Genomic DNA, 21,954 nt, shown 5'->3' with positions numbered 1-21,954 from the left:
GCGTCAGGCCTGGGTCTTCTCCGCGCGCGCCACCACCTTCTCGGCGATGCGGGCGGACTTACCCGTGCGGCCACGCAGGTAGTACAGCTTCGCGCGGCGCACCTTGCCCCGGCGCAGCACGGCGATCTCGGCCACATTGGGGGAATAGAGCGGGAAGACGCGCTCCACACCCTCACCGTAGGAGAGCTTGCGCACCGTGAAGTTGCTGTGCAGGCCCTTGTTGGAGCGCGCGATCACGACGCCCTCATAGGCCTGGGTACGGGTGCGCTCACCCTCGACCACCTTCACCATCACGCGGACGGTGTCGCCGGCGGCGAAATCGGGCACGGCGCGGGCGGAGAGCAGGCGCTCCTTCTGCTCGGCGTCGAACTGCTGCAGCAGGTTCATGGGGTTCAGTCCCTCGTCAAAAGGCGTTCAATTTGAAAGAGCCCCCGCCGGGGTGCGGCGCGACCAGAGATCCGGCCGCCGCTCGCGCGTCGCCGCCTCCGCCATGCCACGGCGCCAGCGCGCCACCTCGGCGTGGTGGCCGGAGAGCAGGATCTCGGGCACAGCCCGACCCTCCCACTCCGCCGGCCGCGTGTAATGCGGGTATTCCAGCAGGGGCGCCTGGCCTTCGGAGAAGCTCTCCTCCTCCGCGCTCGTCGCCCCACCCATCACACCCGGCAGCAGCCGCACGCAGGCATCCAGCAGCACCAGGGCCGCCGGCTCACCCCCGCTCAGCACATAGTCGCCGACCGAGACCTCACGCATGCCGCGCTTCTCGATCACCCGCTGGTCCAGCCCCTCGTAGCGGCCGCAGACCAGGATCACCCCCGGCCCCGCCACCAGTTCCCGCACCAGAGCCTGGTCCAGCAGGCGCCCGCGCGGGGTGAGATAGACCAGCGGACGCCCGGCGCCCCCGGCCAGGGCGGCCTCGCAGGCGGCATCCATCACGTCCGGCCGCATCACCATCCCGGCGCCACCCCCGAAGGGCGTGTCGTCCACGGTGCGGTGCCTGTCCGTCGCGAAGTCGCGGATCTGGAGGGTATCCAGGCTCCACTTCCCCTCGCGCAGCGCGCGGCCGGCCAGGGAATGCCCCAGCGTGCCCGGGAACATCTCCGGGAAGAGCGTGAGCGCGGTGGCATGCCAGCTCATCCGATGACACCCCCGCGCGGCGGGCGCGGATTGCCCCGGCGCGGCACGTCCTGGCGGCGCGGCAGCGCATGGGCATCGTCCATCGGACTCTGCGCCGGCTCGGCCTCCACGCCTTCCGGCAGGGCACCCTCTCCCGGGGGCACGGCCACCAGCCAGCCCTCGGCCACCCTCACCTCCGGCACGGCGGCGCGGGTGAAAGGCACCAGCACCTCCTTCCCGGCTTCCGTCAGGATGGTCAGGAAGGATCCTGCGCCGAAATCCTCCACCGCCCGCACCTGGCCGATCTCCTGGCCACCCGCGTCGCGGGCGGTCAGGCCGACCAGGTCGGCGAGGTAGAATTCCTCCTCCGCCGGAGGCGGCAGGCGGTCGCGGTCGACATAGAGGCGCGTGCCCGTCAGCTTCGCGGCGGCGTCACGGTCGGTGATGCCGTCGATGCGCGCCAGGCCACCGCTCAGCCATTCCAGCACGAAGCAACGTTCCCCGCTTTCATCGGAAAGCGGGCCATATCCGGCGATCGCCGCCGGCTCGGCGGTGAAGGACTGGACACGGACAAGGCCGCGCACACCGTGCGGCCGTCCGATCTCCCCCACCAGGATGCGCTGCGTGGTCATGGCGTCGGGCTGCTACCGGTTATCCGTGCCTCAGCCGGCCGCGGCGGCGGCCGCGGCGGCGCGCTCCTGCGCCTTCTTCTTCGGTGCGGACTGCTTCGGCTGCTCGCGGAACACCGGCATCGGCGCCAGTTCGGCCTTGCCGAGGAACTTGGCCACGCGGTCGGTCGCCACGGCGCCATGGCTCAGCCAGTGCTTGATGCGCTCTTCGAACAGGCGCACGCGCTCGGCATGGTCGGCCGGCAGCATCGGGTTGTAGCTGCCCAGCTTCTCGATGAAGCGGCCGTCGCGCGGCGAACGGCTGTCGGCCACCACGATGTGGTAGTAGGGGCGCTTCTTGGCACCGGCGCGAGCGAGGCGGATCTTCAGGCCCATATTCGATTCCTACTTATGGTCTATCGGTTGATCAGAAGGGGCGTTTGCCCCCGGCCCCGGGAAGAAGCGCGCCTAAACCGCCGCGCATCAGCCCCTTCTGGCCGAGCTTGTTCATCCGCTTCATCATCGCGGACATATCGTCGAACTGCTTGAGCAGCCGGTTCACGTCCTGAACGGTCGCCCCCGCGCCGGCGGCGATGCGCTTCTTGCGGGAGGCCTTCAGGATGTCGGGATTGCGGCGCTCCTTCACCGTCATGCTGCCGATGATGGCGGCCTGACGCTTGAGGATGCCGTTGTCGAGATTGGCGTTCTCGAGCTGCGCCTTCATCTTGCCGATGCCGGGCAGCATGCCGAGGATGCCGGAGAGCGAGCCCATCTTACCGATCTGCTTGAGCTGCGAAGCATAGTCTTCCAGGTCGAACTGACCCTTCTGCATCTTCGCGGCCAGCTTCTCGGCCTCGGCGCGGTCGATGGTCTCGGCCGCCTTCTCCACCAGGGAGACGATATCGCCCATGCCGAGGATGCGGCTGGCGATACGGTCGGGGTGGAAATCCTCCAGGGCTTCCAGCTTCTCGCCGGCGCCCATCAGCTTGATCGGCGCGCCCGTGATGGCGCGCATGGAGAGCGCGGCACCGCCGCGCGCATCGCCGTCGATGCGCGTCATGACGATGCCGGTGATGCCCACGCGCTCATTGAAGGCGCGCGCCGTCTGCACCGCGTCCTGGCCGGTCATGGCATCGACCACCAGCAGGCTCTCATGCGGCTTGGTGGCGGCCTTGACCTGCGCCACCTCTTCCATCAGCGCCTCGTCGATCGAGAGGCGGCCGGCGGTGTCGAGGATGACGACGTCGTAAAGCTCGTTGCGCGCCACCTGCATGGCGCGGGCGGCGATCTCCAGCGGCGTCTGGCCCTGGATGATCGGAAGGCTGGCGACACCCGCCTGCTTCGCCAGCGTCTCCAGCTGGAGCTGCGCGGCGGGGCGGTGCACGTCGAGGCTGGCCAGCAGGACCTTCTTGCGGTCCCGCGTCCGCAGACGCAGCGCGATCTTGCCGGAGGTCGTGGTCTTGCCCGAGCCCTGGAGGCCGACCATCAGGATCGGCACCGGGGCCGCCGCCGCCAGGCTGATGCCGGGGGCCACGGGCTCCACGCCCTCACCGCCGCCCAGTGCTTCCACCAGGCAGTCGTTGACGATCTTGATGACCTGCTGGGCGGGGGAGACGGATTTGATGACATCCTGGCCCACGGCGCGCTCGCGCACCTTGGCCACGATATCCTTCACCACCGGCAGCGCGACATCGGCTTCCAGCAGGGCGATGCGGACTTCCCGCGACGCCTCGGCCACGTCGGCTTCCGTCAGCGCGCCACGGCGGCGCAGCCGGTCGAAAACCCCGTTCAGCTTGCCGGACAAAGCCTCGAACATCGTGGCCGCCGTTGCCCCTTCATGCGGATGCGCTGGCACCCGCCCAAAACAAAACGCGCCGCTGCGCGAGTCTTCGCGGAGCGACGGAGCCGGGCGCCTCATGCGCTCCGACCAATGAATGCCCACCGGCAGGCCGGAGGGCCGCACTGTTTAGCCGCGCACGCCCCGGCGGGTCAAGGTTGCAGAAGGTAACGCCAAGGCCAGGGCCGCAACCCTGCCCCGCCCCCGCCGTTCTATCCCCAGAGCCGCGCCAAGGCGTGGCCGGATGGCAGTCCCGCCACCCACGAGACATTCGAATGGAGGATCAGCCATGGACAAGAATCGCATCGACGGTGCCGCCAACCAGGTCAAGGGCGCCGTGAAGCAGGCGGCCGGTAAAGTGACCGGCGATACCAGCACCGAGGTCGAGGGCGCCGCGCAGAAGAACGCCGGCAAGGTCCAGAGCACGGTCGGCAAGGCCAAGGATGACGCGCGCGACATAGCCAAGGGCTGAATGCGTCAGTCTTGCGCTGCCCCCGGCGGATAGCCGGGATGGAAGCCGCCCGGAGGGTTCGTCCCTCCGGGCGGTTCTACTATTGGCGCCGCAGCAGCCGGGCCAGCCCGCTCCGCAGCACCCCCTCCAGCCCCCGGTAGAGGCTCAGGCGCGGCAGCTTCCAGGCGGTAGGGTCGTCCAGGCGCTCCAGGATCACCTCGGGCGGGCAGGGAAGTTCCGTCACCGGGTCCACCTGCCGGGGGAAGAGGATCAGCGTCGCGGCCACCAGCGCGTCCAGTTCCAGCCGTCGGCCCCGGCGGGGCGGCGGGTTGCGGTCCTCGGTCAGCCCCCAGCCGGCATAGAAGGGCTGCCCCCAGGTCACCACCGGCACGCCGCGCAGCAGCGCCTCGAAGCCGGAGAGCGAGGTGAGGGTATGCACCGCATCCACCTGCCCCAGCAGCCCGGTCAGAGGCGCGCGGGACACCACCTGGTCCGCCACCCCCGCCAGCACCTCGGCCTGCACATGCCCCTTGCGGAAGCCGGCCTCCAGGTCCGGATGCGGCTTGTAGATGATGTAGGCATCCGGACAGGCCGCCCGGACCTGCCGCAGCAGGGCCAGGTTGCTCTGGATGCCGCCTCCACCCAACCGGACGGAGGCATCGTCCTCCACCTGCCCTGGCACCAGCAGCCGGCGCCGGCCCGGAGGGGCCGCGATGACCGGGGCCTCTCCCCCCAGGTTGTATTTGGTCACGCCGCGCCCGACGATCGCCCGCCGCAGCGCCGCCGCGCGGGCCAGGAGATCCGGCGGGAACTCGGCACTGGCCAGGAGATGCTCCAGCGCGCTGGGGGTGGCGGGGTCGTAATAGGTGCCGAGCCCGTCCACCGCATACGAAGCCCCGGGCAGGAAACGCGCCCCCAGTCCCCGTGAGCGGACGAAGCCATCCTCCACCGTCAGCAGCGTGACGCCGGCGGCGGCGCATTGCTCGCGATAGCCCGGCGGCACGGCGCGGGCCCAGGCGGCGATGGCCGCAGGCCCGCCCTTCGCCCCCCGGGCCTGGCGCAGCGCCGCGGCCGGACTCCGGGCAAAGCCCGGCGCGCCGCCGGCATGGGCGAAAAGGGCGCTGATTCTCTCCCGCTTCCACCAGGACATGCCCAGGCAGACCGCGACAGGCCGGCTCTCCGCCTGGATGCGGCTCCAGGCCGCCAGCTGCTCAAGGGCCTGTTCGAAGCTCCAGGGACGGGCCAGGAAGGGGTCGGCGCAGCGGGTCGCGGCGATCAGCGCCGCGAAGCGGGGGACCGGGTCCAGCCTTTGCCCGGCCACAGGCACCCCCGCCGCCGAGGCCAGCAGCGCCATCTCGGCCGAGGCGCCATAGAGATCGGCGGCCAGGTCCAGCAGGGTCCAGGGCGAGACCCGGGCGCCCAGCAGCCGCGCCCCCTGGGGCGGTGTCAGCACCATTCCCTGGCGGGCCGGCGCCGCGGGGTCTCGGGCCAGCAGCAAGGGCCGCCCCTGAGCCGCGGCACGGGCCTGTGCCAGCACCGCCCGCGCAGCCGCCGCCCGGGCTGGGTCGCAGGGGTCCAGCACCACCACCCATTCGCGCCGGGGCAGGCGCAGGGCGGCGGCGCCGGGGTCGGGCAGGCCGGGCTCACCGCCGATGCGCGCCGCAGCCATCCGGGCGGCGGCGGCCAGGGCACGGGCGGCCGCGGCACCTGCCACCGGCGGCGGCGTCGTCAGGGGCATGGAGTCCAGGCAGGCGGGCAGGCCCTCCGTCAGCAGCAAGGCAACGGGCGCCGCGCGGCGCCCGAAGGCGGGGGAGCGCAGCGGGCCGGAGTCGTAGCGCAGCAATACCTCTGGCGCCCCGCGCGGCGGCATCTGGCCGGCCGGCAGGGCCAGAACCTCCGCACCTTCTTCCACCGCATCGTGATCGGGCCAGAAGGCCGGCAGATGCGGCATCCGCCGAAGGGCGGCAGGCAGAAAGGCCAGGCGGCGGCGCTGCTGGAGAAGCAAGGCGTCACAAATCCCCTATTGGAGGATCGGCGTGGTAACACACCAATCAAGAGCGGGGCTTTGCCACCGGCGGCGCAGTGCGGTAGCTTCCCCGTCCATCAGGATAGCATGTGAGTGGGCGTGAACGGATTTCCCTTGACCACCCAACTGCTTATGGACGCCGAGGCCCTGCCCCGCCCTTTCGCGCCGCGCTTCCGGGCGCTGGCCGTCCTTGGGCTCCTGTTGCTGGGCCTGCCCGCCTGCAGCAGCGTCTCAAGCAGCGGCGCGACGCAGGCCGCCGTCGTCATGGTTCCGGCCGTGCGGCAGGCCGACCCGCTGGCGGATTTCGCGGCCAGGGCACAGCCGGGCCAGCAGGAAACAGTCGGCAGCCCGCCGACGCCCGTCCGGCTAGTGCGTGTCTATAACTCCGGCGCCGGCCGCCAGTGCCGCCAGCTTCTGCTGGGCAGCAGCAGCACCGGGCGCCAGGTTCTGTATTGCGAAGACAGCACCGGCCAGATGACTGCTGTCCGTCCGCTGCTGCGCGGCGGTGGCACAGGCTCGCTGTGAATCGGAGGCGCGCATGAGCGCCCATGTTCCGCGGCGCCGCAGCGTTAACACGCTTGCGGCACAAATCCGCGTGATCCACGCCCTGGTCATCCGCGAGATGCAGCTGCGCTTCGGCCAGTCACGCCTCGGCTATCTGTGGCTCGTCGGCGAGCCGATGATACTCGCGGTCGGCATCTCCACCGTCCACTGGGTCTCCGGCCACGGCCTGCCCAACAATATCCCGATCTTCCTGTTCTACGGCCTGGGCTACGCCCCATTCTTCATGTTCCGCAGCATCATGGCGCGCAACGCCACGGCTGTCGTCGGGAGCAGCAACCTGCTCTTCCACCGCAGCATCAAGCTGCACGACCTCACCATGTCGCGCACGGTGCTGGAGGCGGCGGCCTGTATCCCCGTCATCCTGATCTTCGTGCTTGGCGGCATCATCTTCGCCGGCATCTGGCCCTCGGACCCCGGGCTCTTCGTGCTGAGCCTGATCTTCAGCGCCCTTCTGGGCCATGGCCTTGGCACTCTGACAGCGGCTCTGATCGTCTTCTTCGAGCCGCTGGAACGCGTCGTGCACCCGCTGACCTACCTGATGATGCCGCTCTCCGGCGCCTTCGGCATGCTCGATTCCCTGCCCGAAGGGGCCAGGAACGTCCTGCTCTACAACCCCCTGGCCCATGTGCATGAGGCGCTCCGCTACGCGCAGTGGGGCGACCGGCTCGTGGCCTATTACAGCATCCCCTATATCCTGATCTGCATCCTCGTGCTGAACCTCGTCGCCATCGCGGCTCTGCGCGCGGCACGGCCGCACGTCTCGATCTCGATGTAAGGCGGCCGCCATGATCGAGATGATCGACGTCTGGAAGAGCTTCTACAGCCACAAGACAGGCGGCCAGAATATCGTGCTGCGCGGCGTCCACGGGCGCATCCGCAAGGGCGACCATATCGGCGTCCTCGGGCGGAACGGTTCCGGTAAATCGACGCTGATGCGCCTGTTGAGCGGTGTGGAGAACCCTACCCGCGGCGTGATCCGGCGGGAGATGAGCATCTCCTGGCCGATTGGCGGAGCCTACGGCCTGCAGGTGGTCGCCAGCGGTGCCGCCAATGCGCGCTTCATCGCCCGCCTCTATGGCACGCCCGTGCAGCAGACCCAGGATTTCGTCGAGGAATTCGCGGAACTCGGGCGGTACTATTACGAGCCCGTGCATACCTATTCCTCCGGCATGGTCAGCCGCCTGCTGATGGGCCTGTCCTTCGCGGTGGACTTCGACTGCTACCTGGTGGACGAAGCACTCTCGACCGGCGATGCCCGCTTCGCAGCCAAATGCCGGCACATGCTGGAGGTCCGGCGAGAGAACGCGGCCATGATTCTTGTGTCGCACAACGCCATGCATGTGCGCCAATACTGCGATACGGCCGCCATTCTCCGGAACGGCATGCTGGAATTCTATGAGGATGTCGATGAAGCTATCGCCGCCTACCAGGGTCTCTGACATCCCGATGTCCGCCGGCCGGGGCCGCGCGGCCCCCCGGCGCGGCCTGGCCCAGGCGCTCTGGAAACGCCGGCACTTCCTGCTGCTGGTGGTGCTGCCGACCCTCATCGCCGCCATCTACCTCTATGGCTTCGCCGCCGGCCAGTATGTCTCCGAGGCCCGCTTCGTGGTGCGCGGGCAGCAGGAAGGCCGCGCCTCCGCCTCCCTGGGCCAGGTGCTGGGCGCCGCCGCGGGCTTCAAGCAGGTGCCGGAAGAAGCCATGACGGTGCGCGACTATCTCGGCTCGTACGACGCCATCGCGGCCTTGAAGGAACGGATTGGGCTGCTGGAGATCTACCGCCGCCCCGAGGCCGACTTCCTGGCGCGGCTCTGGGACCCGGATATGCCGGCCGAGTTCCTGCAGATCTACTACAACCACATGAACGATGTGCAGGTGGACAATACCGGCGGCATCACCACCATCCGCGCCCGTGCCTTCCGGCCGGAGGATGCCCAGCGGATCGCGGAGGAGCAGCTCCGCCTCTCCGAGGAATTCGTCAACCAGCTCTCCTCCCGTGCCCGCGAATCCTCCCTCGCCACGGCGCAGAGCGAGCTGGAGCGGGCCGAGCAGCGCGTGGTCGCCGCCCAGGATGCCATCACGGCATGGCGGCAGCGTGAACAGGCGGTGGACCCGGCCACCCTGGCCCAGATCAACCAGGCCGGCTTCGCGGCGCTGGACAAGGAACTGAACACCGCCCGCACCGAGTTGCAGGAGAAACAGGCCTTCATGCGGTCCGACAATCCGCAGATCGCGACGCTGCGCAACCGCATCCAGGCGCTGGAGACCCGCATCCGCGTCGAGCGCGACCGGCTTTCCAATGGCGATGAAGCCCTGCCCGAGCGGATCGCCGTCTTCGAGCGGCTGGCGCAGGAGCGGGAATTCGCCAACCGCCAGCTCGCCTCCGCCACCGCCTCGCTGGAGACGGCGCGGATCGACGCGCAGCGCCAGCAACTCTTCCTCTCCCGCGTGGTGCAGCCGAACCTGGCGGAATATCCGCTCTATCCGCGCTCCTTCATCTTTCTGATCAGCCTCTTCGCCGTGCTGACCATGCTCTACGGGGTCGGCTGGCTTCTCATTGCCGGGGTTCGCGAACATGCGCTTTAAACGCGGTCTTCCCTCCCTCCTGCTGGCCGTCGCGCTGATGCAGGCGGGGCCAATCGCGGGGGCCGCACAGGCGCAGACCGCCCAGCAGATCCAGCAGTTCCAGCAGCAAGGGGGCGGCGACGGTCAGCAGCCGCTGAACGCGCCGACGCCCGGGCTGATGATGCAGCCGGGCGTGCAGGTGCCTTCGCTGCTGCCGCAGGACACGATCGTCAACCGCGCCGGTAGCACCACCGAGGCCGAGGCCGGCGCCACGGCGCAGGGCCCGCTGGCGGAGCCGCAGCGCTTCCCAGGCCCCAGCCGCACCGTCTTCGGCGCCGCGCTCTTCGCCCGCACGGCACCGACGCCTTCCGACACCGGCAACCCGAACTACCGGCTCAACCCCGGCGACCGCGTCAGCGTCCGCGTCTGGGGGCCTGTGGAGTCGGAGGTGATCGGCACGCTGGACACCCAGGGCAACATCTTCCTGCCCTCCGTCGGGCCGCTGCGCCTGGCTGGCACCCGCGCGGGTGACCTGCAGCGCACGGTCGAGGCCGAGGTGCGCCGGGTCTATACCCAGCAGGTGCAGGTCTATGCCGTCCTGCTCTCGGCCAGCCGCCTCGGCGTCTTCGTCACGGGCTATGTCCGCGTCCCCGGCCGGCACATGGGCTCGGCCTCCGACACCGCGCTGGACTTCCTGCTGCGCGCCGGCGGCGTCGATCCCGCCCGCGGCTCCTATCGTGACATCACCGTCAACCGCGGTGGCCGGGTGGTGCAGCGCATCGACCTCTACCCCTTCCTGCTGCGGGGCGTCCTGCCGGATATCTCCCTCCAGGAAGGCGACACCATCGTCGTCGGCAGCCAGGGCGCGACCATCTCGGCCGATGGCGCGGTGCGGAACAACTACCTCTTCGAGGTCAATGGTCGCAGCATGCAGGGGCAGGAGCTGATCGACCTCGCCGGTCCCCTGCCCGCGGCCACCAATGCCGTGGTGCGCGGCACCCGCAACAGCCAGCCCTGGTCCCGCTATGCTACCCTGGCGGATCTGCGCCGGCTGCCGCTGCTGGACCAGGACACCGTCTCCTTCATCACCGACGCCCCGGCGCCCACCGTGCGCGTCTTCGTAGAAGGCAGCCGCATCGGCCCCTCCGTGCTGGTGGCGGACCGCGACGCCAATCTCTGCCAGGTGCTGGATTACGTCGAGGTGAACCCTTCCCTGGCCGATACCAGCTCCGTCTACGTGTTGCGCAAGCGGCTGGCGGCGCAGCAGCAGCGCTCGATCAACGAGGCGCTGGACCGGCTGGAGCGGCAGCTCTTCACCGCCTCCTCCGCCACCACGGGCGTGGCCGAGATCCGCACCCAGGAGGCGCAGCTCGTCTCCAACTACATCCAGCGCGGCCGCCGCATCCAGCCGGAAGGCCGGCTGGTGGCGGTGGACAATGCCGGCCGCTGCGCCAGCATCCGGCTGGAGGACGGCGACACCATCGTCATCCCCGAGCGTTCCGACACCGTCCTGGTGGGCGGCGAGGTGCTGAACCCGCAGGCCGTGGTCTGGCGCCAGGGCATGACCGTTCGCGACTACCTGAAGGCCGCCGGCGGCGTGACGCAGCGCGGCGACGACGGCGCGGTGATGATCCGCCGCGCCAGCGGCCAGGTGATCCTCGACCCGCGGGAGGGCCCGCGCCCCGGCGACGAGCTGATCGCCCTGCCGCAGCTGGGGGCCAAGAGCTTCCAGATCGCGCGCGACCTGCTCTCGCTGATTTACCAGTCGGCGCTCTCGGCCGCCTATATCAACAACCTCTAGCGCAGACCCGGTCAGGTGGCGTCACCTGACCGGGCCAACTTCCCTGCCGGAACGAGGCTGAACGGCTGAGGCGAGCGGAAGCCGCTTCGGGGGCAGCCGGGCAGCAAAAAGGCCACCGCAGGCGGATCTTCCGCCTCCCGGTGGCCTTTTTCATGGGCATGCCCCTGCGGGAGGAGCCGTCAGGGGGCTGCCCGCCCCCAGGGCACAGTCAGGCGGCGCGCTGCGCCGGCCGGGCCAGCAGAATGGCCTCGGCCCAGGCCGGCGCCTCAGCCAGCAGACGATCGATCTGGGCGGGGGTCATCATCTCGGCATGCTCGCGCGCCGTGGTCAGGCTGGGGTCCCAGTCACGGGCCGGGGCGGGCACGTCCAAGCCACCCGGCAGCGCGCCTTCGGCCACCATCTGCCTCACATGGTGGATGGTGCAGAGGGTCCGGGCGGCTGCTTCCAGCCGCAGCCGCTCCGCCAGCCCGCCCTGAGCCAGGCCGGCCAGCGCATCGAGGGTCATCCGCCGGCGAACGGCCGGAGGCAAGGCAAGGGTCTCAAGAGCCATGAGGCAATCTCCAAACTCGTCGGTCCCGCTTCTTGCACGACGGGGTCACGGACGCGGGACATGGCCGCATCGGGCTCTTGGCCGCAACACCCTCATACCCAGGCAAGGCGCATGGGGGCCATGCCGAGCCGAGCCCAATCGCTGGCACGGCGTTTTCCAACGGCCCAGCTCTTCCTCAACGGCACGACACGTACGCAGGTTTCGCACTTCCCGTGCAATGGAATCGGATGCATGGAAGCGCCATGCCGAACCGTACCGACCCGACTGCCGCCAATCCCCTGTCGAACCAGCGAATCTCGCTGCCGAAGGACCGCATCCGGATTCTGCTGCTGGAAGGCGTCTCGGACACCGCCGTCAGCCTGCTGGCCTCCGCCGGCTATACCAATATCCAGCGGGAGACCAAGGCGCTGGAAGGCGAGGCGCTGATCCAGGCGTTGCAGGGCGTGCATCTGCTGGGCATCCGCTCCCGCACCCAGCTGACGGAGGAGGCGCTGCGCGCGGCGGACCGGCTGATCGCGGTGGGCTGCTTCTGCATCGGCACCAACCAGGTGGACCTGGCCGTCGCCAAACAGCTTGGCATCCCGGTCTTCAATGCGCCCTTCAGCAATACCCGCAGCGTGGCGGAACTGACGATGGGCGAGATCGTCATGCTGATGCGCCGCATCCCCGACCGCTCCCGCTCAGCGCATGACGGGGGCTGGGACAAGTCGGCCACCAACAGCAAGGAGGTGCGGGGCAAGACGCTCGGCATCGTCGGCTACGGCAATATCGGCAGCCAGCTCTCGGTGCTGGCCGAGGCCTTCGGCATGCGGGTCATCTACTACGACACCATCCCGAAGCTGGGCCATGGCAATGCGGTTGCCGCCGCCTCCCTGCACGACCTGCTGGCGGCCTCCGACGTCGTCACTCTGCATGTGCCGGAGACGGACCAGACCACCCACCTGCTCGGCGCCGCCGAGATCGCGGCCATGCGCCCCGGCGCGCTGCTGATCAACAACAGCCGCGGCAAGGTGGTGGATCTCGACGCCCTGGCCGCGGCGCTGAAGTCCGGCCATCTGCTGGGCGCCGCCGCCGATGTCTTCCCCGACGAGCCGAAGCGCAATGGCGAGCGCTTCACCTCCCCGCTTCAGGGCCTGCCCAATGTCATCCTGACGCCGCATATCGGCGGCAGCACGGAGGAGGCGCAGGAGCGCATCGGCGAGGAGACCTCCCGCAAGCTCTCCGACTATTCGGATACCGGCGCCACCCTGGGCGCCGTGAACTTCCCTGAAGTGACCCTGCCCGCCACGGCCCGCGGCACCCGCTTCCTGCATGTCCACCACAACGTGCCGGGCGTGCTGGCCGCGCTGAACGAGGCCTTCAGCCGCTACAGCCTGAACATCACCGCCCAGTATCTGCAGACGGACCCGCAGATCGGCTACGTCGTGGTGGATGCCGAGAATGTGGCGGAGCCCGACGCGCTGCTGGCGACGCTGCGGGAAGTGCCGGGCACCATCCGGGCAAGGCTGATCTACGAGCGGCACTGAAGGGACAGGCCAGGGGCGCCGCCCCTGGACCCCGCCGGGGTGGACACTCCACCCCGGACTCCCGTTCGATTTCTTCCCGGGCCTTGAAGGCCGCATCCGGCCGCTGCGCGGAAAATCTCCAAGGCGATGCGGGCTGAACCCGCGGCCGCCGGAGGTCCTGGACCTCCGGCGGAACCACTCCGGCCGCATGTTCCGGACAGATGGCGGAGGCTGGGGCGACCCTGTCGCCCCGGCGGGGCAGGCCTGGAGGGCGGCGCCCCTCCAGGCCTATCCCATGGCCGGAATGGCCCGTCCGGCAATCAGCCGCAGGATGCGCGTCGGCCGCTCCACCCCCATCAGCCGGTGCGCGATCAGGATGACGCTGCGTCCCTCAGTGGCGCTTTCCAGCGTCTCCAGGAAGGCACGCTCGGCCGAGGGGTCCAGCCCTGCCGCAGGCTCATCCAGGATCAGGATGCGCGCGGGGGAGAGCAGCACCCGTGCCAGGGCCAGCCGTCGCCCCTGCCCGCCCGAGAAGCGGAGCCCCCCCTCGCCGCAGCGCGTCTCCAGGCCCTCCGGCAGGGCGCGCACGGTCTCCCCGATGCCGGCGCGGTCCAGCGCCTGCCACAGCGCCTCGTCCGGCGCATCCGGCGCGGCCATGCGCAGATTGGCGGCGATGCTGTCATCGAAGAGCCGGGCATCCTGCGTCAGGCAGGCGATTCGGGCGCGTACCACGTCATGCGGCAGGGCCGCGATCTCCACGCCGCCCAGCAGGATGCGGCCCTGCTGCGGCGCCGCCAGCTTCAGCAGCAGCGCGGCCAGGGTGGATTTGCCGGCGCCCGAAGGGCCCAGCAGCGCCAGCCGCCCGCCCTCCGGCAGCTCCAGGTCCAGTCCGGTGAAAACCGGCTCCCGGTCCTCCGCCCAGGCGAAGTGCACGCCTTCCAGCTTCAGCGCGGAACCTGCGGGCGCGGCGGCGGGGATGGCGGGTTCTGCGACCGGGGCGGGCGTATCGGCGGCCTCGAACAACCGGCGCGCCCCGGCGCCGGCGGCGGCCAGGGCGATGCCGGCACGCGGCAGGGCGGAGAGCGCCTCGGCGGCGGCCAGGGCCAGGAAGAGGCCGACCACCGCCGCCCCTACCGCGCCCGGCCCGCCCGCCAGCCCATAGCCCAGCGCGCCCAGCAGCGCCGCCTGCGCCAGCACCGTGCCGGCGGCGCCGCCCCAGGCGGAGCGGCGGGCAAGCCGCTTCTGGGCGGCGGTCAGTGTCTCGGCGGCGGCGGAAAGGCGGGCGGCGGCACGGGGCTCGGCATTGGCGGCCAGGGTATCCTCGATGCCCAGCAGCGGGTCGATGGCGGCGGCGCGCAGGCCGCCCTGCGCCTCGGCCACGCCCTCGGCCGCGCGGGCGGCACCGGGGGCCAGCAAGGGCGGCAACAGCAGGGCGAAGGCCAGCGGCAGGGCGACGATGGCGGCCAGCGCGGGGTCCAGCGCGCCCAGCAGCGCGGCGGAGGCCAGCACGACGGCCAGTGCCGCCACCGCCGGCACCAGCGCGCGGAGATAGAGCCCGTCCAGCGCCTCGACATCCGAGACGAGGCGGCCCAGCAGGTCGCCGGCCCGGCGCAGGCCGAGCCCGCCCGGCAGCCGCTCCGCCAGCCGGCGGAAGAACCAGATGCGGGTATCGGCCAGGGCGCGGAAGGTGGCGGCATGGGTGACCAGCCGCTCGAGGTACCGCGCAGCCGGCCGCAGCAGGATCAGCGGGCGCAGCAGGATCAGGGAGCCCGCGGCGGCACCGGCCAGCATGCCCGTGCGCAGCCCTTCGGAGACGCCGCGCCCGGCCAGGGCCAGCAGCGCCACCCCCGCCAGAGCCGCCAGCACCGCCATGGCGCCGCCCCAGACCAGCCAGCCCCGGCGGCTGTGCCAGAGGCCAAGGACGCGGATCAGGTCTCGCAGCATGGCGCGCTTACTCCCCGGCCATCCGCGCGCCGGCGGCGGCGCGGCCATGCTCCAGCTCCAGCACCCGCGTGAAGCGGGCACGCAGCGCCGGGGAATGGGTGGCGATGATGGCGGTGCGCCCGGCGCAGAGCCGGCGCAGGCTGTCCAGCACATCCGACTCGGTGCCGGGGTCCAGATGGGCCGTGGGCTCGTCCAGCAGCACCATCGGCGCGTCGCGCAGGAAGGCGCGGGCGATGGCCACCCGCTGCGCCTGCCCGCCGGAAAGGCCGAAGCCGCCCTCACCCACCAGCGTATCCAGGCCCTCGGGCATGTCGGCGGTGAAATCCGTCACCCGCGCAGCCCGGGCGGCGGCCTCTACCTGGGCGGGCGTCGCATCGGGGCGGGCCAGGGCGATGTTCTCGCGGATGGTGGCGCGGAAGAGATGCGCCTTCTGGCCGACATAGGCGGAGAGGCGGCGCAGCTCGGCCGGCGCCAGGGCGGTGGCATCGCGGCCATTGAAGGCGATGCGCCCGGTATCCGGCCGCCGGAAGCCCATCAGCAGGCGCAGGACGGAGGATTTGCCGGAACCGGAGGGGCCGGCCAGCACCAGCGTCTCCCCCGGCATGACGCGGAAGGACAGGTCGGAAAGCGCGGCGCCGCGCGCGGCGTCATAGGTCAGGCCCACGCCCTCGAAGGTCACCACGAGGCTGGGCGGGATTTCCTCCAGCTTCAGGCCGGCCTCGGGCGGCGTCTCCAGCAGCGGCGCCAGGGCGGCGGCGGCGCCATTGGCGGCCATGCGCTCATGATAGGCGGCCGAGAAGGCCCGCAGCGGCGCGAAGAAGGCCGGCACCAGCAGGATGGAGAAGAGCGCCGCCACCGGCGCCGGATGCCCGCCCACCAGCAGGTGGCCATGGCGCCAGGCGAGGCAGCCCAGCACCGCCGCGGCGATGGCCTCCAGCGAGAGGCCGGAGAGGAAGGCGACGCGCAGCACCTTCATGGTGCGGCGGCGCAATTCGGTCGCGGCGCCGGAGAGCGCCTCGGCCTCCGCCTCCTGCCGGCGGAACAGCACCAGCTGCGGCAGGCCGCGCATGCGGTCAAGGAAGCGGCCGGAGAGCGCCTGCAGCGCGTCGAACTGCCGGCGGGAGGCCAGCGCCGCGCCGATTCCCGTGACGGCCATGGCCACCGGCACCAGCGCGCCCGCTACCAGCAGGATCACGCCGCTCACCGGGTCCGCCGCCGCCACCGCCACGGCGATCAGCAGCGGCCCGGCGACCGCCAGGATGGCGGCGGGCAGCCAGCGCGAGAAATAGCCGTCCAGGGCCTCGATCCGGTCCACCACCAGGGCGGCGCGCTCGCCGACCGGGCGCTCATCGGCCGGGCCGGCGGCCAGCAGGGCAGCGAAGGCATGGTTGCGCAGCCTGGCGCGGGCGGCGGCGCCGGCGGCGGCCTGGGCACGCTCCTGCGCCACCGTCAGGGCGGTGGAGAGCAGCGCCAGGGCGGCCGCGGCGGCCAGTTCCGGCCAGCCGGCCTGGCCCCAAGGGGATTCGCCAAGGCCCAGCAGGGTGGCCAGCAGGCGCGCGATGAACCAGGCCTGGGCAATGCCGCAGGTTATCGAGGCAGTGCCGAGCAGGACCGGGCGCGCCAGACGTCCGCGGCTTTCACGTGCCGCGGCCGACAGCAGGGCGCGCGCCCGGGCCATCTCGGCCTTCGGGGGCAGGGACATAAGGGCCTTCTAGAACGGATCGGCGGGCGAGGGTATCGCTGTCGCGTGAATTGCCCGCCATGCCGATCTTCCCCCGTGAAGGAGACCGCATTGATGCTGCCGAGCCACGGCCGCTATGCCTACCACCCCTGGCCGCAGCGGGCGGAATACGACTGGCCGGGCGGGGCGAAGCTGGCCGTGTATCTCGGCCTCAATCTGGAGCACTTCGCCTTCGGTGAGGGCCTGGGCGCCGAGCTTGCCCCCGGCGCCAATGGCGGCGGCGGACCGCAGCCGGATGTGCTGAACTATGCATGGCGGGACTACGGCAACCGCGTCGGCGCCTGGCGGGTGCTGGAGATGCTGGACGAGCTGTCCCTCCCCGCCACCGTATTGCTGAACAGCGCCATGTATGACCATGCGCCGGAACTGGTGGCGGCGCATCGCGCGCGGGGCGACGAGATCGCCGGCCATGGCCGCACCAACAGCGAGCGCCAGAGCACCCTGCCCGAGTCGGATGAGCGTGCCCTGATCGCCGAATCCACGGCGGCCATCGCCCGGGCCGAGGGCGCGCCGCCACGCGGCTGGCTCTCCCCCTGGGTCGCCGAGAGCCGCGTGACGCCCGACCTGCTGGCCGAGGCCGGCTATCGCTACACCCTCAACTGGTGCGCCGACGACCAGCCGATCTGGATGGCGACGCGGGCGGGGCGGCTGCTGGCCATCCCCTATCCGCAGGAGGTCAACGACATCCCCGCCATCGTCGCCCGCAAGGACGGCGCGGCGCAGTTCGCGGAGATGATCCTGGCGGATTTCGAGGAAAGGCTGCGGCAGGTGCGGGATGGCAAGCCGCAGGTGATGGGCATCGCCCTGCATCCCTACCTGATAGGGCAGCCCTACCGGTTGCGGGCGCTGCGGCAGGCCCTCGCCTCCATCGCGGCGGCGCGGGAAGATGTCTGGATCACCACCGCCGGCGCGATCTTCGACCATGTGGCGGCGCTGCCGGAGGGTATGGTGCCCTGACGCCCCCGGATCGGGCGGCGGAAGCGAAAGGAGCGACGATGCGCAGCAATACCCTGGCCCGCCTGCTGGCCGTGGCCCTGATGGCCGGCACGCTGGCCGCCTGCAGCGGCGACTCCGGCGCCCCCCGCGCCAGCACCGGCTTCTACGGCGGAGCCACCTCCGGCATCAATCTGCGCTGAGTAACGTCGCTCTTCCGCAGCGGCGCGGGATTTGCTTCGCTTCCTGCATGACCGGAAGCCTCGAATTCGTCCTGAACGGCGTGGCGCGGCGCCTGCCGCCCGGCACCCTGCCCGGGCAGACGCTGCTGGAGTGGCTGCGCGGGCCGGAGGCCGGGCTGACCGGCACCAAGGAAGGCTGCGCCGAGGGCGATTGCGGCGCCTGCACCGTCGTGATGGAGGAGCCGGACGGCACCCGCACGCCGTTGAACGCCTGCCTGGCGCTGCTGGGGCAGATGCATGGCCGCAGCTTCCGCACCGTGGAGGGGCTGCGCGGCCCGGATGGCGCGCCCCACCCGGTGCAGCATGCCCTGGCGGAGGGCGATGCCACGCAATGCGGCTTCTGCACACCGGGCATCGTCATGTCCGCCTGGGCGTATCCGCGTGCCAGCGAGGGCGCGGAAGGCAGCGTGCATGAGGCGCTGGCCGGCAACCTCTGCCGTTGCACCGGTTACCGGCCGATTCTCGGTGCCTTCGCCAGTATCGCGGAAGCCAGTATCGCGGATGACGGCGCCGCCGCCCCGCCCTCCCTGCCAGCGGCCGGGTATTTCGCCGCCCCAGGGCAGGAATTCCACCTGCCCGCCGAACTGCCCTCCCTGCTCGCCCTGCGCGCCGCCATGCCGCAGGCCTGGCTGCTGGCCGGCGGCACCGATCTCGGCCTGCGCGTCTCCGAGCAGCGGGAGAAGCCGCCCGCCATCCTCTGCCTCTCCGCCGTGCCGGAACTGAAGCGGCTGGAGGCGGGGCCGGAGGGGCTGCGGATCGGCGCTGGCGTCACCTATGGCCGCCTGCTGCGCGCACTGGAGGCGGAGCCGGATCTCGCGCCGCTGGCCCTGCTGCTGCGGCGGCTGGGCTCGCGGCAGATCCGGGGCATGGGCACGCTGGGCGGCAATCTCGGCACCGCCTCGCCCATCGGGGATGCGCTGCCGCCGCTGCTGGCGCTGGGCGCGCGCATCGCCCTGGCCTCGGCGGCGCGGGGGGAGCGGATGGTGGAGGCCGGCGCCTTCTTCACCGGCTACCGCCAGACCCTGCTGGCGCCGGATGAGGTCATCGCCCGCATCGACCTGCCGCGCCCCCTACCGGGCGCCATCTTCGTCTGCGAGAAGCTGTCCAGGCGGCACGACCAGGACATCTCGACCCTCTCCGCCGCCTTCCTGCTGCGGATCGAGGACGGCCATATCGCGGAGGCGCGGCTGGCCTTTGGCGGCATGGCCGCCACCCCCGCCCGCGCGTGCCGGACCGAGGCCGCGCTGGTGGGGGCGCCGCTGGAGGAAGCCAGCTTCGCCACCGCCGCCGAGGCACTCGAACAGGATTTCACGCCGCTCTCCGACTGGCGCGGCAGCGCCGCCTACCGGCTGGCTGGCGCGGCGGGGCTGGTGCGGCGGCTCTACTGGCGCGCCGCCCGGCCCGACCTGCCGCTGGAGGTGCATGCGCTATGAGGACCGGCATGGGCGCGGCGCTGCGCCAGGACAGCGCGCTGAAGCATTGCACCGGGGAAGCCCGCTTCACCGACGACATGCCGGAACCGCCGGGGCTGCTGCATGCGGTGCTGGCGCTCTCGCCCGCCGCGCATGGGGTGCTTGCGCCGCTGGACCTCTCGCCCGCCCGCGCCATGCCGGGGGTGGTGGCGGTGCTGGGACCGCGGGAGGTGCCGGGGCGCAACGACATCTCCCCCAGCGGCAAGGCGGCCGAGAAGCTCTTCGCGGAAGGGCTGGTGGAGCATTGGGGCCAGCCACTGGCGATGGTGGTGGCCCGCACGCGGGACGAGGCCCTGGCCGGTGCCGCCGCCCTTCGCCCGGAGATCACTCCCCTGCCCCCAGTGCTGGAGCTGGAAGAGGCCCTGGCGGCCCGGAGCCTGCTGCTGCCGCCCATGGTGATGCAGCGCGGCGACTGGCAGGCGGCGCTGGACGCGGCGCCCATCGCGCTGGAGGGCGAATTCCGCAGCGGCGGGCAGGAGCATTTCTATCTGGAAGGGCAGATCGCCCTCGCCATTCCCGGCGAGGATGGGGAGCTGGCGCTGCATTCCTCCACCCAGCATCCGACGGAGGTGCAGCATATCGCCGCCCGGCTGCTGGGCTGCGACTACAGCCGCGTCTCCGTCCATTGCCGGCGGATGGGCGGCGGCTTCGGCGGCAAGGAGAGCAATGCCAGCTGGATCGGCGGCGCTGCGGCCCTGGCCGCCCGCGCGACCGGACGGCCGGTGAAGCTGCGGCTGCCGCGCAAGGCGGATATGGCCGCCACCGGCAAGCGCCACCCCTTCCTCTTCCGCTGGCGCGCCGGCTGCGATTCCTCTGGCCGGCTGCTGGCGCTGGACGCGACCCTGGCCGCCGATGGCGGGCATAGCCTGGACCTCTCGACCGGCGTGCTGATGCGCGCGGTGACGCATGCGCTGAATGCCTATGACGTGCCGTCGCTGCGCGTCACCGGCCTGGCCTGCAAGACGAATACCGTCAGCAATACCGCCTTCCGGGGCTTCGGCGGCCCGCAGGGCGTGCTGCTGATGGAGGATGTACTGCAGGCCGCCGCCCGCGCCACCGGGCAGGAGCTGGAGGCGGTGCGGGAGCGGAATTTCGCCGGTGGCCCCAATGGCGGCGAAACACCCTATGGCCAGGCCCTGGAGGGCGACCTGATCCGCCGCGTCTGGGCGGAGGCGAAGGCGCTCTCCGCCTGGGAGGAGCGCCGCACCGGGATCGACGCCTTCAACGCCACGCACCCGACGCTGCGGAAGGGCCTGGGCAGCTTCGTGCTGGCCTTCGGCATTTCCTTCGGCATCGTCGCCCTGAACCAGGCGGGAGCGCTGGTCAGCGTCTATACCGATGGCTCCATCCGCCTGAACCATGGCGGGGGCAGGGCCTCTTCATCAAGGTGGCCCAGGTCGTCGCGGAGGTCTTCGGCGTGGAGGTGGAGCGCATCCGCATCACCGCGACCTCCACGGACGAGGTGCCGAATACCTCGCCCACCGCGGCCTCCACCGGCAGCGACCTGAACGGCTGGGCGGCACATGCCGCCGCCAGCGCCATCCGCGCCCGCATGGCCGCCGCCGCCGCCGCGCTCTGGAGCGTGGCGGAGGATGATCTGCGCTTCACCGAGGGCCGCGCCACCGCCGGCAACCACAGCATGAGCTTCGGCGAGCTGGCGCATCACTGCTGGTCGCAGCGCATCAGCCTTTCCGCCACCGGCTTCTACAGGACACCGGAGCTGAGCTGGGACCCGGTGGCCATGAGGGGCCACCCTTTCTTCTATTTCTCCTACGGCGCCTCGGTGGCCGAGGTGCTGGTGGACCGGCTGACCGGGGAGCACCGCGTGCTGCGCGCCGACATGGTGCAGGATTGCGGCCGCTCCCTGAACCCCGCCATCGACCTCGGCCAGATCGAGGGTGCCTTCGTCCAGGGCATGGGCTGGCTGACCTGCGAGGAATTGTGGTGGGACGGCGCGGGGCGGCTGCGGACCCTCGGCCCCTCCACCTATAAGATACCGGGCTCGCGCGACGTACCGCCGGTCCTCAATGTCCGGCTGCTGGAGGGCGCGCCGGCGCGGGCGGAGACGATCTTCCGCAGCAAGGCGGTGGGCGAGCCGCCCCTGATGCTGGCGACAGCCGTCTGGAACGCCCTGCGCGACGCCGCCGGCCCCGGCCGGCTGGACCTGCCGGCGACGCCGGAGCGCGTGCTGCGGGCGCTGCGCGGCCGCTGAGGCGCGCCTCGCTCCTCAGCCGCGGCAGAGCTTCTCCAGCGCCTCGACCAGCTCGCGCGGGTCGTAGGGCTTGGCCAGGACCGGCACGCCGCGGTGCCGGTCCGGCAGCCCGGCGGCACCATAGCCGGTCGCCACCACGAAGGGCACGCCGCTATCGGCCAGCCGGTCGGCCACAGGGGTGGAGAGCTGGCCGGCCAGGTTGATATCCAGCACCGCCGCCTCCGGCTTGCCGCTCGCGAACAGCGCCAGGGCTTCCTCCACCGTGGCCGCCGGGCCCAGCACATCCGCGCCGGCATCCAGCAGCGCGTCCTCCACCAGCATGGCGATCAGAGCTTCATCCTCGACGATCAGGATGCGCCGCCCGTTCAGTCCCATTGTAAGTCCCATTCCAGG

General features: G+C 71.4%; 20 protein-coding genes and 1 pseudogene. 11 read left to right on the top strand and 10 right to left on the bottom strand.

The window, feature by feature from the left end:
- Window positions 1-3: 3 nt before the first annotated feature.
- From rplS to ffh, 5 genes are read right to left on the bottom strand one after another with little or no spacing between them, the layout of a single operon-like run.
- Complete coding sequence (rplS, locus tag IAI58_RS05150) at window positions 4-387, bottom strand: 50S ribosomal protein L19 (RefSeq protein ID WP_207448602.1); 384 nt, start codon at window positions 385-387, stop codon at window positions 4-6.
- Window positions 388-414: 27 nt separating this feature from the next.
- Window positions 415-1,134, bottom strand: a complete 720-nt coding sequence (gene trmD / locus IAI58_RS05145) for a tRNA (guanosine(37)-N1)-methyltransferase TrmD (RefSeq protein ID WP_207448600.1) — start codon at window positions 1,132-1,134, stop codon at window positions 415-417.
- Complete coding sequence (gene rimM, locus IAI58_RS05140) at window positions 1,131-1,745, bottom strand: ribosome maturation factor RimM (RefSeq protein ID WP_207448598.1); 615 nt, start codon at window positions 1,743-1,745, stop codon at window positions 1,131-1,133. The genes trmD and rimM overlap by 4 nt, the downstream gene beginning before the upstream one ends.
- Before the next feature lie 30 nt (window positions 1,746-1,775).
- Window positions 1,776-2,117: a 30S ribosomal protein S16 gene (rpsP, locus tag IAI58_RS05135; RefSeq protein ID WP_207448596.1), complete on the bottom strand. Its 342-nt coding sequence runs from the start codon at window positions 2,115-2,117 to the stop codon at window positions 1,776-1,778.
- Window positions 2,118-2,148: 31 nt separating this feature from the next.
- Window positions 2,149-3,537, bottom strand: coding sequence for a signal recognition particle protein (gene ffh / locus IAI58_RS05130; protein WP_207448595.1), 1,389 nt, complete (start codon window positions 3,535-3,537; stop codon window positions 2,149-2,151).
- A 310-nt stretch (window positions 3,538-3,847) separates the two neighbouring features.
- Between ffh and IAI58_RS05125 the strand changes: the two genes are divergently transcribed.
- Complete coding sequence (locus tag IAI58_RS05125) at window positions 3,848-4,030, top strand: CsbD family protein (protein WP_207448593.1); 183 nt, start codon at window positions 3,848-3,850, stop codon at window positions 4,028-4,030.
- Between the two features lie 79 nt (window positions 4,031-4,109).
- Here IAI58_RS05125 and IAI58_RS05120 read toward each other — a convergent pair whose 3' ends face one another.
- Entirely contained in the window at window positions 4,110-6,014 is a 1,905-nt protein-coding gene (locus tag IAI58_RS05120) for a capsular polysaccharide export protein, LipB/KpsS family (protein WP_207448591.1), read from the bottom strand.
- Between the two features lie 135 nt (window positions 6,015-6,149).
- Between IAI58_RS05120 and IAI58_RS05115 the strand changes: the two genes are divergently transcribed.
- Genes IAI58_RS05115 through IAI58_RS05095 form a run of 5 tightly spaced genes read left to right on the top strand, consistent with a single transcriptional unit; the run spans window position 6,150 to window position 10,962 of the window.
- Window positions 6,150-6,560: a hypothetical protein gene (locus tag IAI58_RS05115; protein WP_207448589.1), complete on the top strand. Its 411-nt coding sequence runs from the start codon at window positions 6,150-6,152 to the stop codon at window positions 6,558-6,560.
- Between the two features lie 13 nt (window positions 6,561-6,573).
- On the top strand, window positions 6,574-7,374 hold the full coding sequence (locus IAI58_RS05110; protein ID WP_207448587.1) for an ABC transporter permease: 801 nt from the start codon (window positions 6,574-6,576) through the stop codon (window positions 7,372-7,374).
- Window positions 7,375-7,384: 10 nt separating this feature from the next.
- A complete protein-coding gene (locus tag IAI58_RS05105; protein WP_207448585.1) occupies window positions 7,385-8,038 on the top strand; it encodes an ABC transporter ATP-binding protein in 654 nt (217 codons plus the stop codon).
- A gap of 7 nt (window positions 8,039-8,045) precedes the next feature.
- Window positions 8,046-9,182, top strand: a complete 1,137-nt coding sequence (locus IAI58_RS05100; protein ID WP_207448583.1) for a KpsE/RkpR family capsule polysaccharide export protein — start codon at window positions 8,046-8,048, stop codon at window positions 9,180-9,182.
- Window positions 9,172-10,962, top strand: coding sequence for a polysaccharide biosynthesis/export family protein (locus IAI58_RS05095; protein WP_237182513.1), 1,791 nt, complete (start codon window positions 9,172-9,174; stop codon window positions 10,960-10,962). The genes IAI58_RS05100 and IAI58_RS05095 overlap by 11 nt, the downstream gene beginning before the upstream one ends.
- 208 nt (window positions 10,963-11,170) lie before the next feature.
- On the opposite strand, the gene IAI58_RS05090 is transcribed toward IAI58_RS05095, so the two are convergent.
- On the bottom strand, window positions 11,171-11,512 hold the full coding sequence (locus IAI58_RS05090) for a hypothetical protein (protein WP_207448581.1): 342 nt from the start codon (window positions 11,510-11,512) through the stop codon (window positions 11,171-11,173).
- Window positions 11,513-11,754: 242 nt separating this feature from the next.
- On the opposite strand from IAI58_RS05090, the gene serA reads away from it, so the two are divergent.
- Window positions 11,755-13,038 carry a phosphoglycerate dehydrogenase gene (gene serA / locus IAI58_RS05085; protein WP_207448579.1) on the top strand — a complete coding sequence of 428 codons (1,284 nt, stop codon included), beginning with the start codon at window positions 11,755-11,757 and terminating at the stop codon, window positions 13,036-13,038.
- 267 nt (window positions 13,039-13,305) lie between these two features.
- Here the strand turns inward: serA and cydC are convergent, their stop codons facing one another.
- Window positions 13,306-14,961 (bottom strand): thiol reductant ABC exporter subunit CydC, encoded by a 1,656-nt coding sequence (gene cydC, locus IAI58_RS05080; protein WP_207448577.1) that lies wholly within the window; start codon window positions 14,959-14,961, stop codon window positions 13,306-13,308.
- Window positions 14,962-14,968: 7 nt separating this feature from the next.
- The gene (gene cydD / locus IAI58_RS05075) at window positions 14,969-16,663 is read right to left on the bottom strand and encodes a thiol reductant ABC exporter subunit CydD (RefSeq protein WP_207448575.1); all 1,695 of its coding nucleotides are present in this window, start codon (window positions 16,661-16,663) and stop codon (window positions 14,969-14,971) included.
- A 93-nt stretch (window positions 16,664-16,756) separates the two neighbouring features.
- On the opposite strand from cydD, the gene IAI58_RS05070 reads away from it, so the two are divergent.
- From IAI58_RS05070 to xdhB, 4 genes and pseudogenes are all read left to right on the top strand, one after another.
- Window positions 16,757-17,659 carry a polysaccharide deacetylase family protein gene (locus IAI58_RS05070; RefSeq protein WP_207448573.1) on the top strand — a complete coding sequence of 301 codons (903 nt, stop codon included), beginning with the start codon at window positions 16,757-16,759 and terminating at the stop codon, window positions 17,657-17,659.
- Window positions 17,660-17,697: 38 nt separating this feature from the next.
- On the top strand, window positions 17,698-17,838 hold the full coding sequence (locus IAI58_RS05065) for a hypothetical protein (RefSeq protein WP_207448571.1): 141 nt from the start codon (window positions 17,698-17,700) through the stop codon (window positions 17,836-17,838).
- Window positions 17,839-17,885: 47 nt separating this feature from the next.
- Entirely contained in the window at window positions 17,886-19,310 is a 1,425-nt protein-coding gene (locus IAI58_RS05060; protein ID WP_207448569.1) for a xanthine dehydrogenase small subunit, read from the top strand.
- A pseudogene (xdhB, locus tag IAI58_RS05055) lies at window positions 19,307-21,561 on the top strand (xanthine dehydrogenase molybdopterin binding subunit). The gene IAI58_RS05060 and the pseudogene xdhB overlap by 4 nt, the downstream one beginning before the upstream one ends.
- 15 nt (window positions 21,562-21,576) lie before the next feature.
- On the opposite strand, the gene IAI58_RS05050 reads toward xdhB, so the two are convergent.
- On the bottom strand, window positions 21,577-21,948 hold the full coding sequence (locus IAI58_RS05050; protein ID WP_237182512.1) for a response regulator: 372 nt from the start codon (window positions 21,946-21,948) through the stop codon (window positions 21,577-21,579).
- Between the last annotated feature and the right edge of the window lie 6 nt (window positions 21,949-21,954).

This window comes from Roseomonas marmotae (assembly GCF_017654485.1).
In the GTDB taxonomy this organism is placed as follows: domain Bacteria; phylum Pseudomonadota; class Alphaproteobacteria; order Acetobacterales; family Acetobacteraceae; genus Pseudoroseomonas; species Pseudoroseomonas marmotae.
The sequence above is the reverse complement of the archived record's forward strand: the minus strand, read 5'-3'. Positions and strand labels throughout refer to the sequence as shown.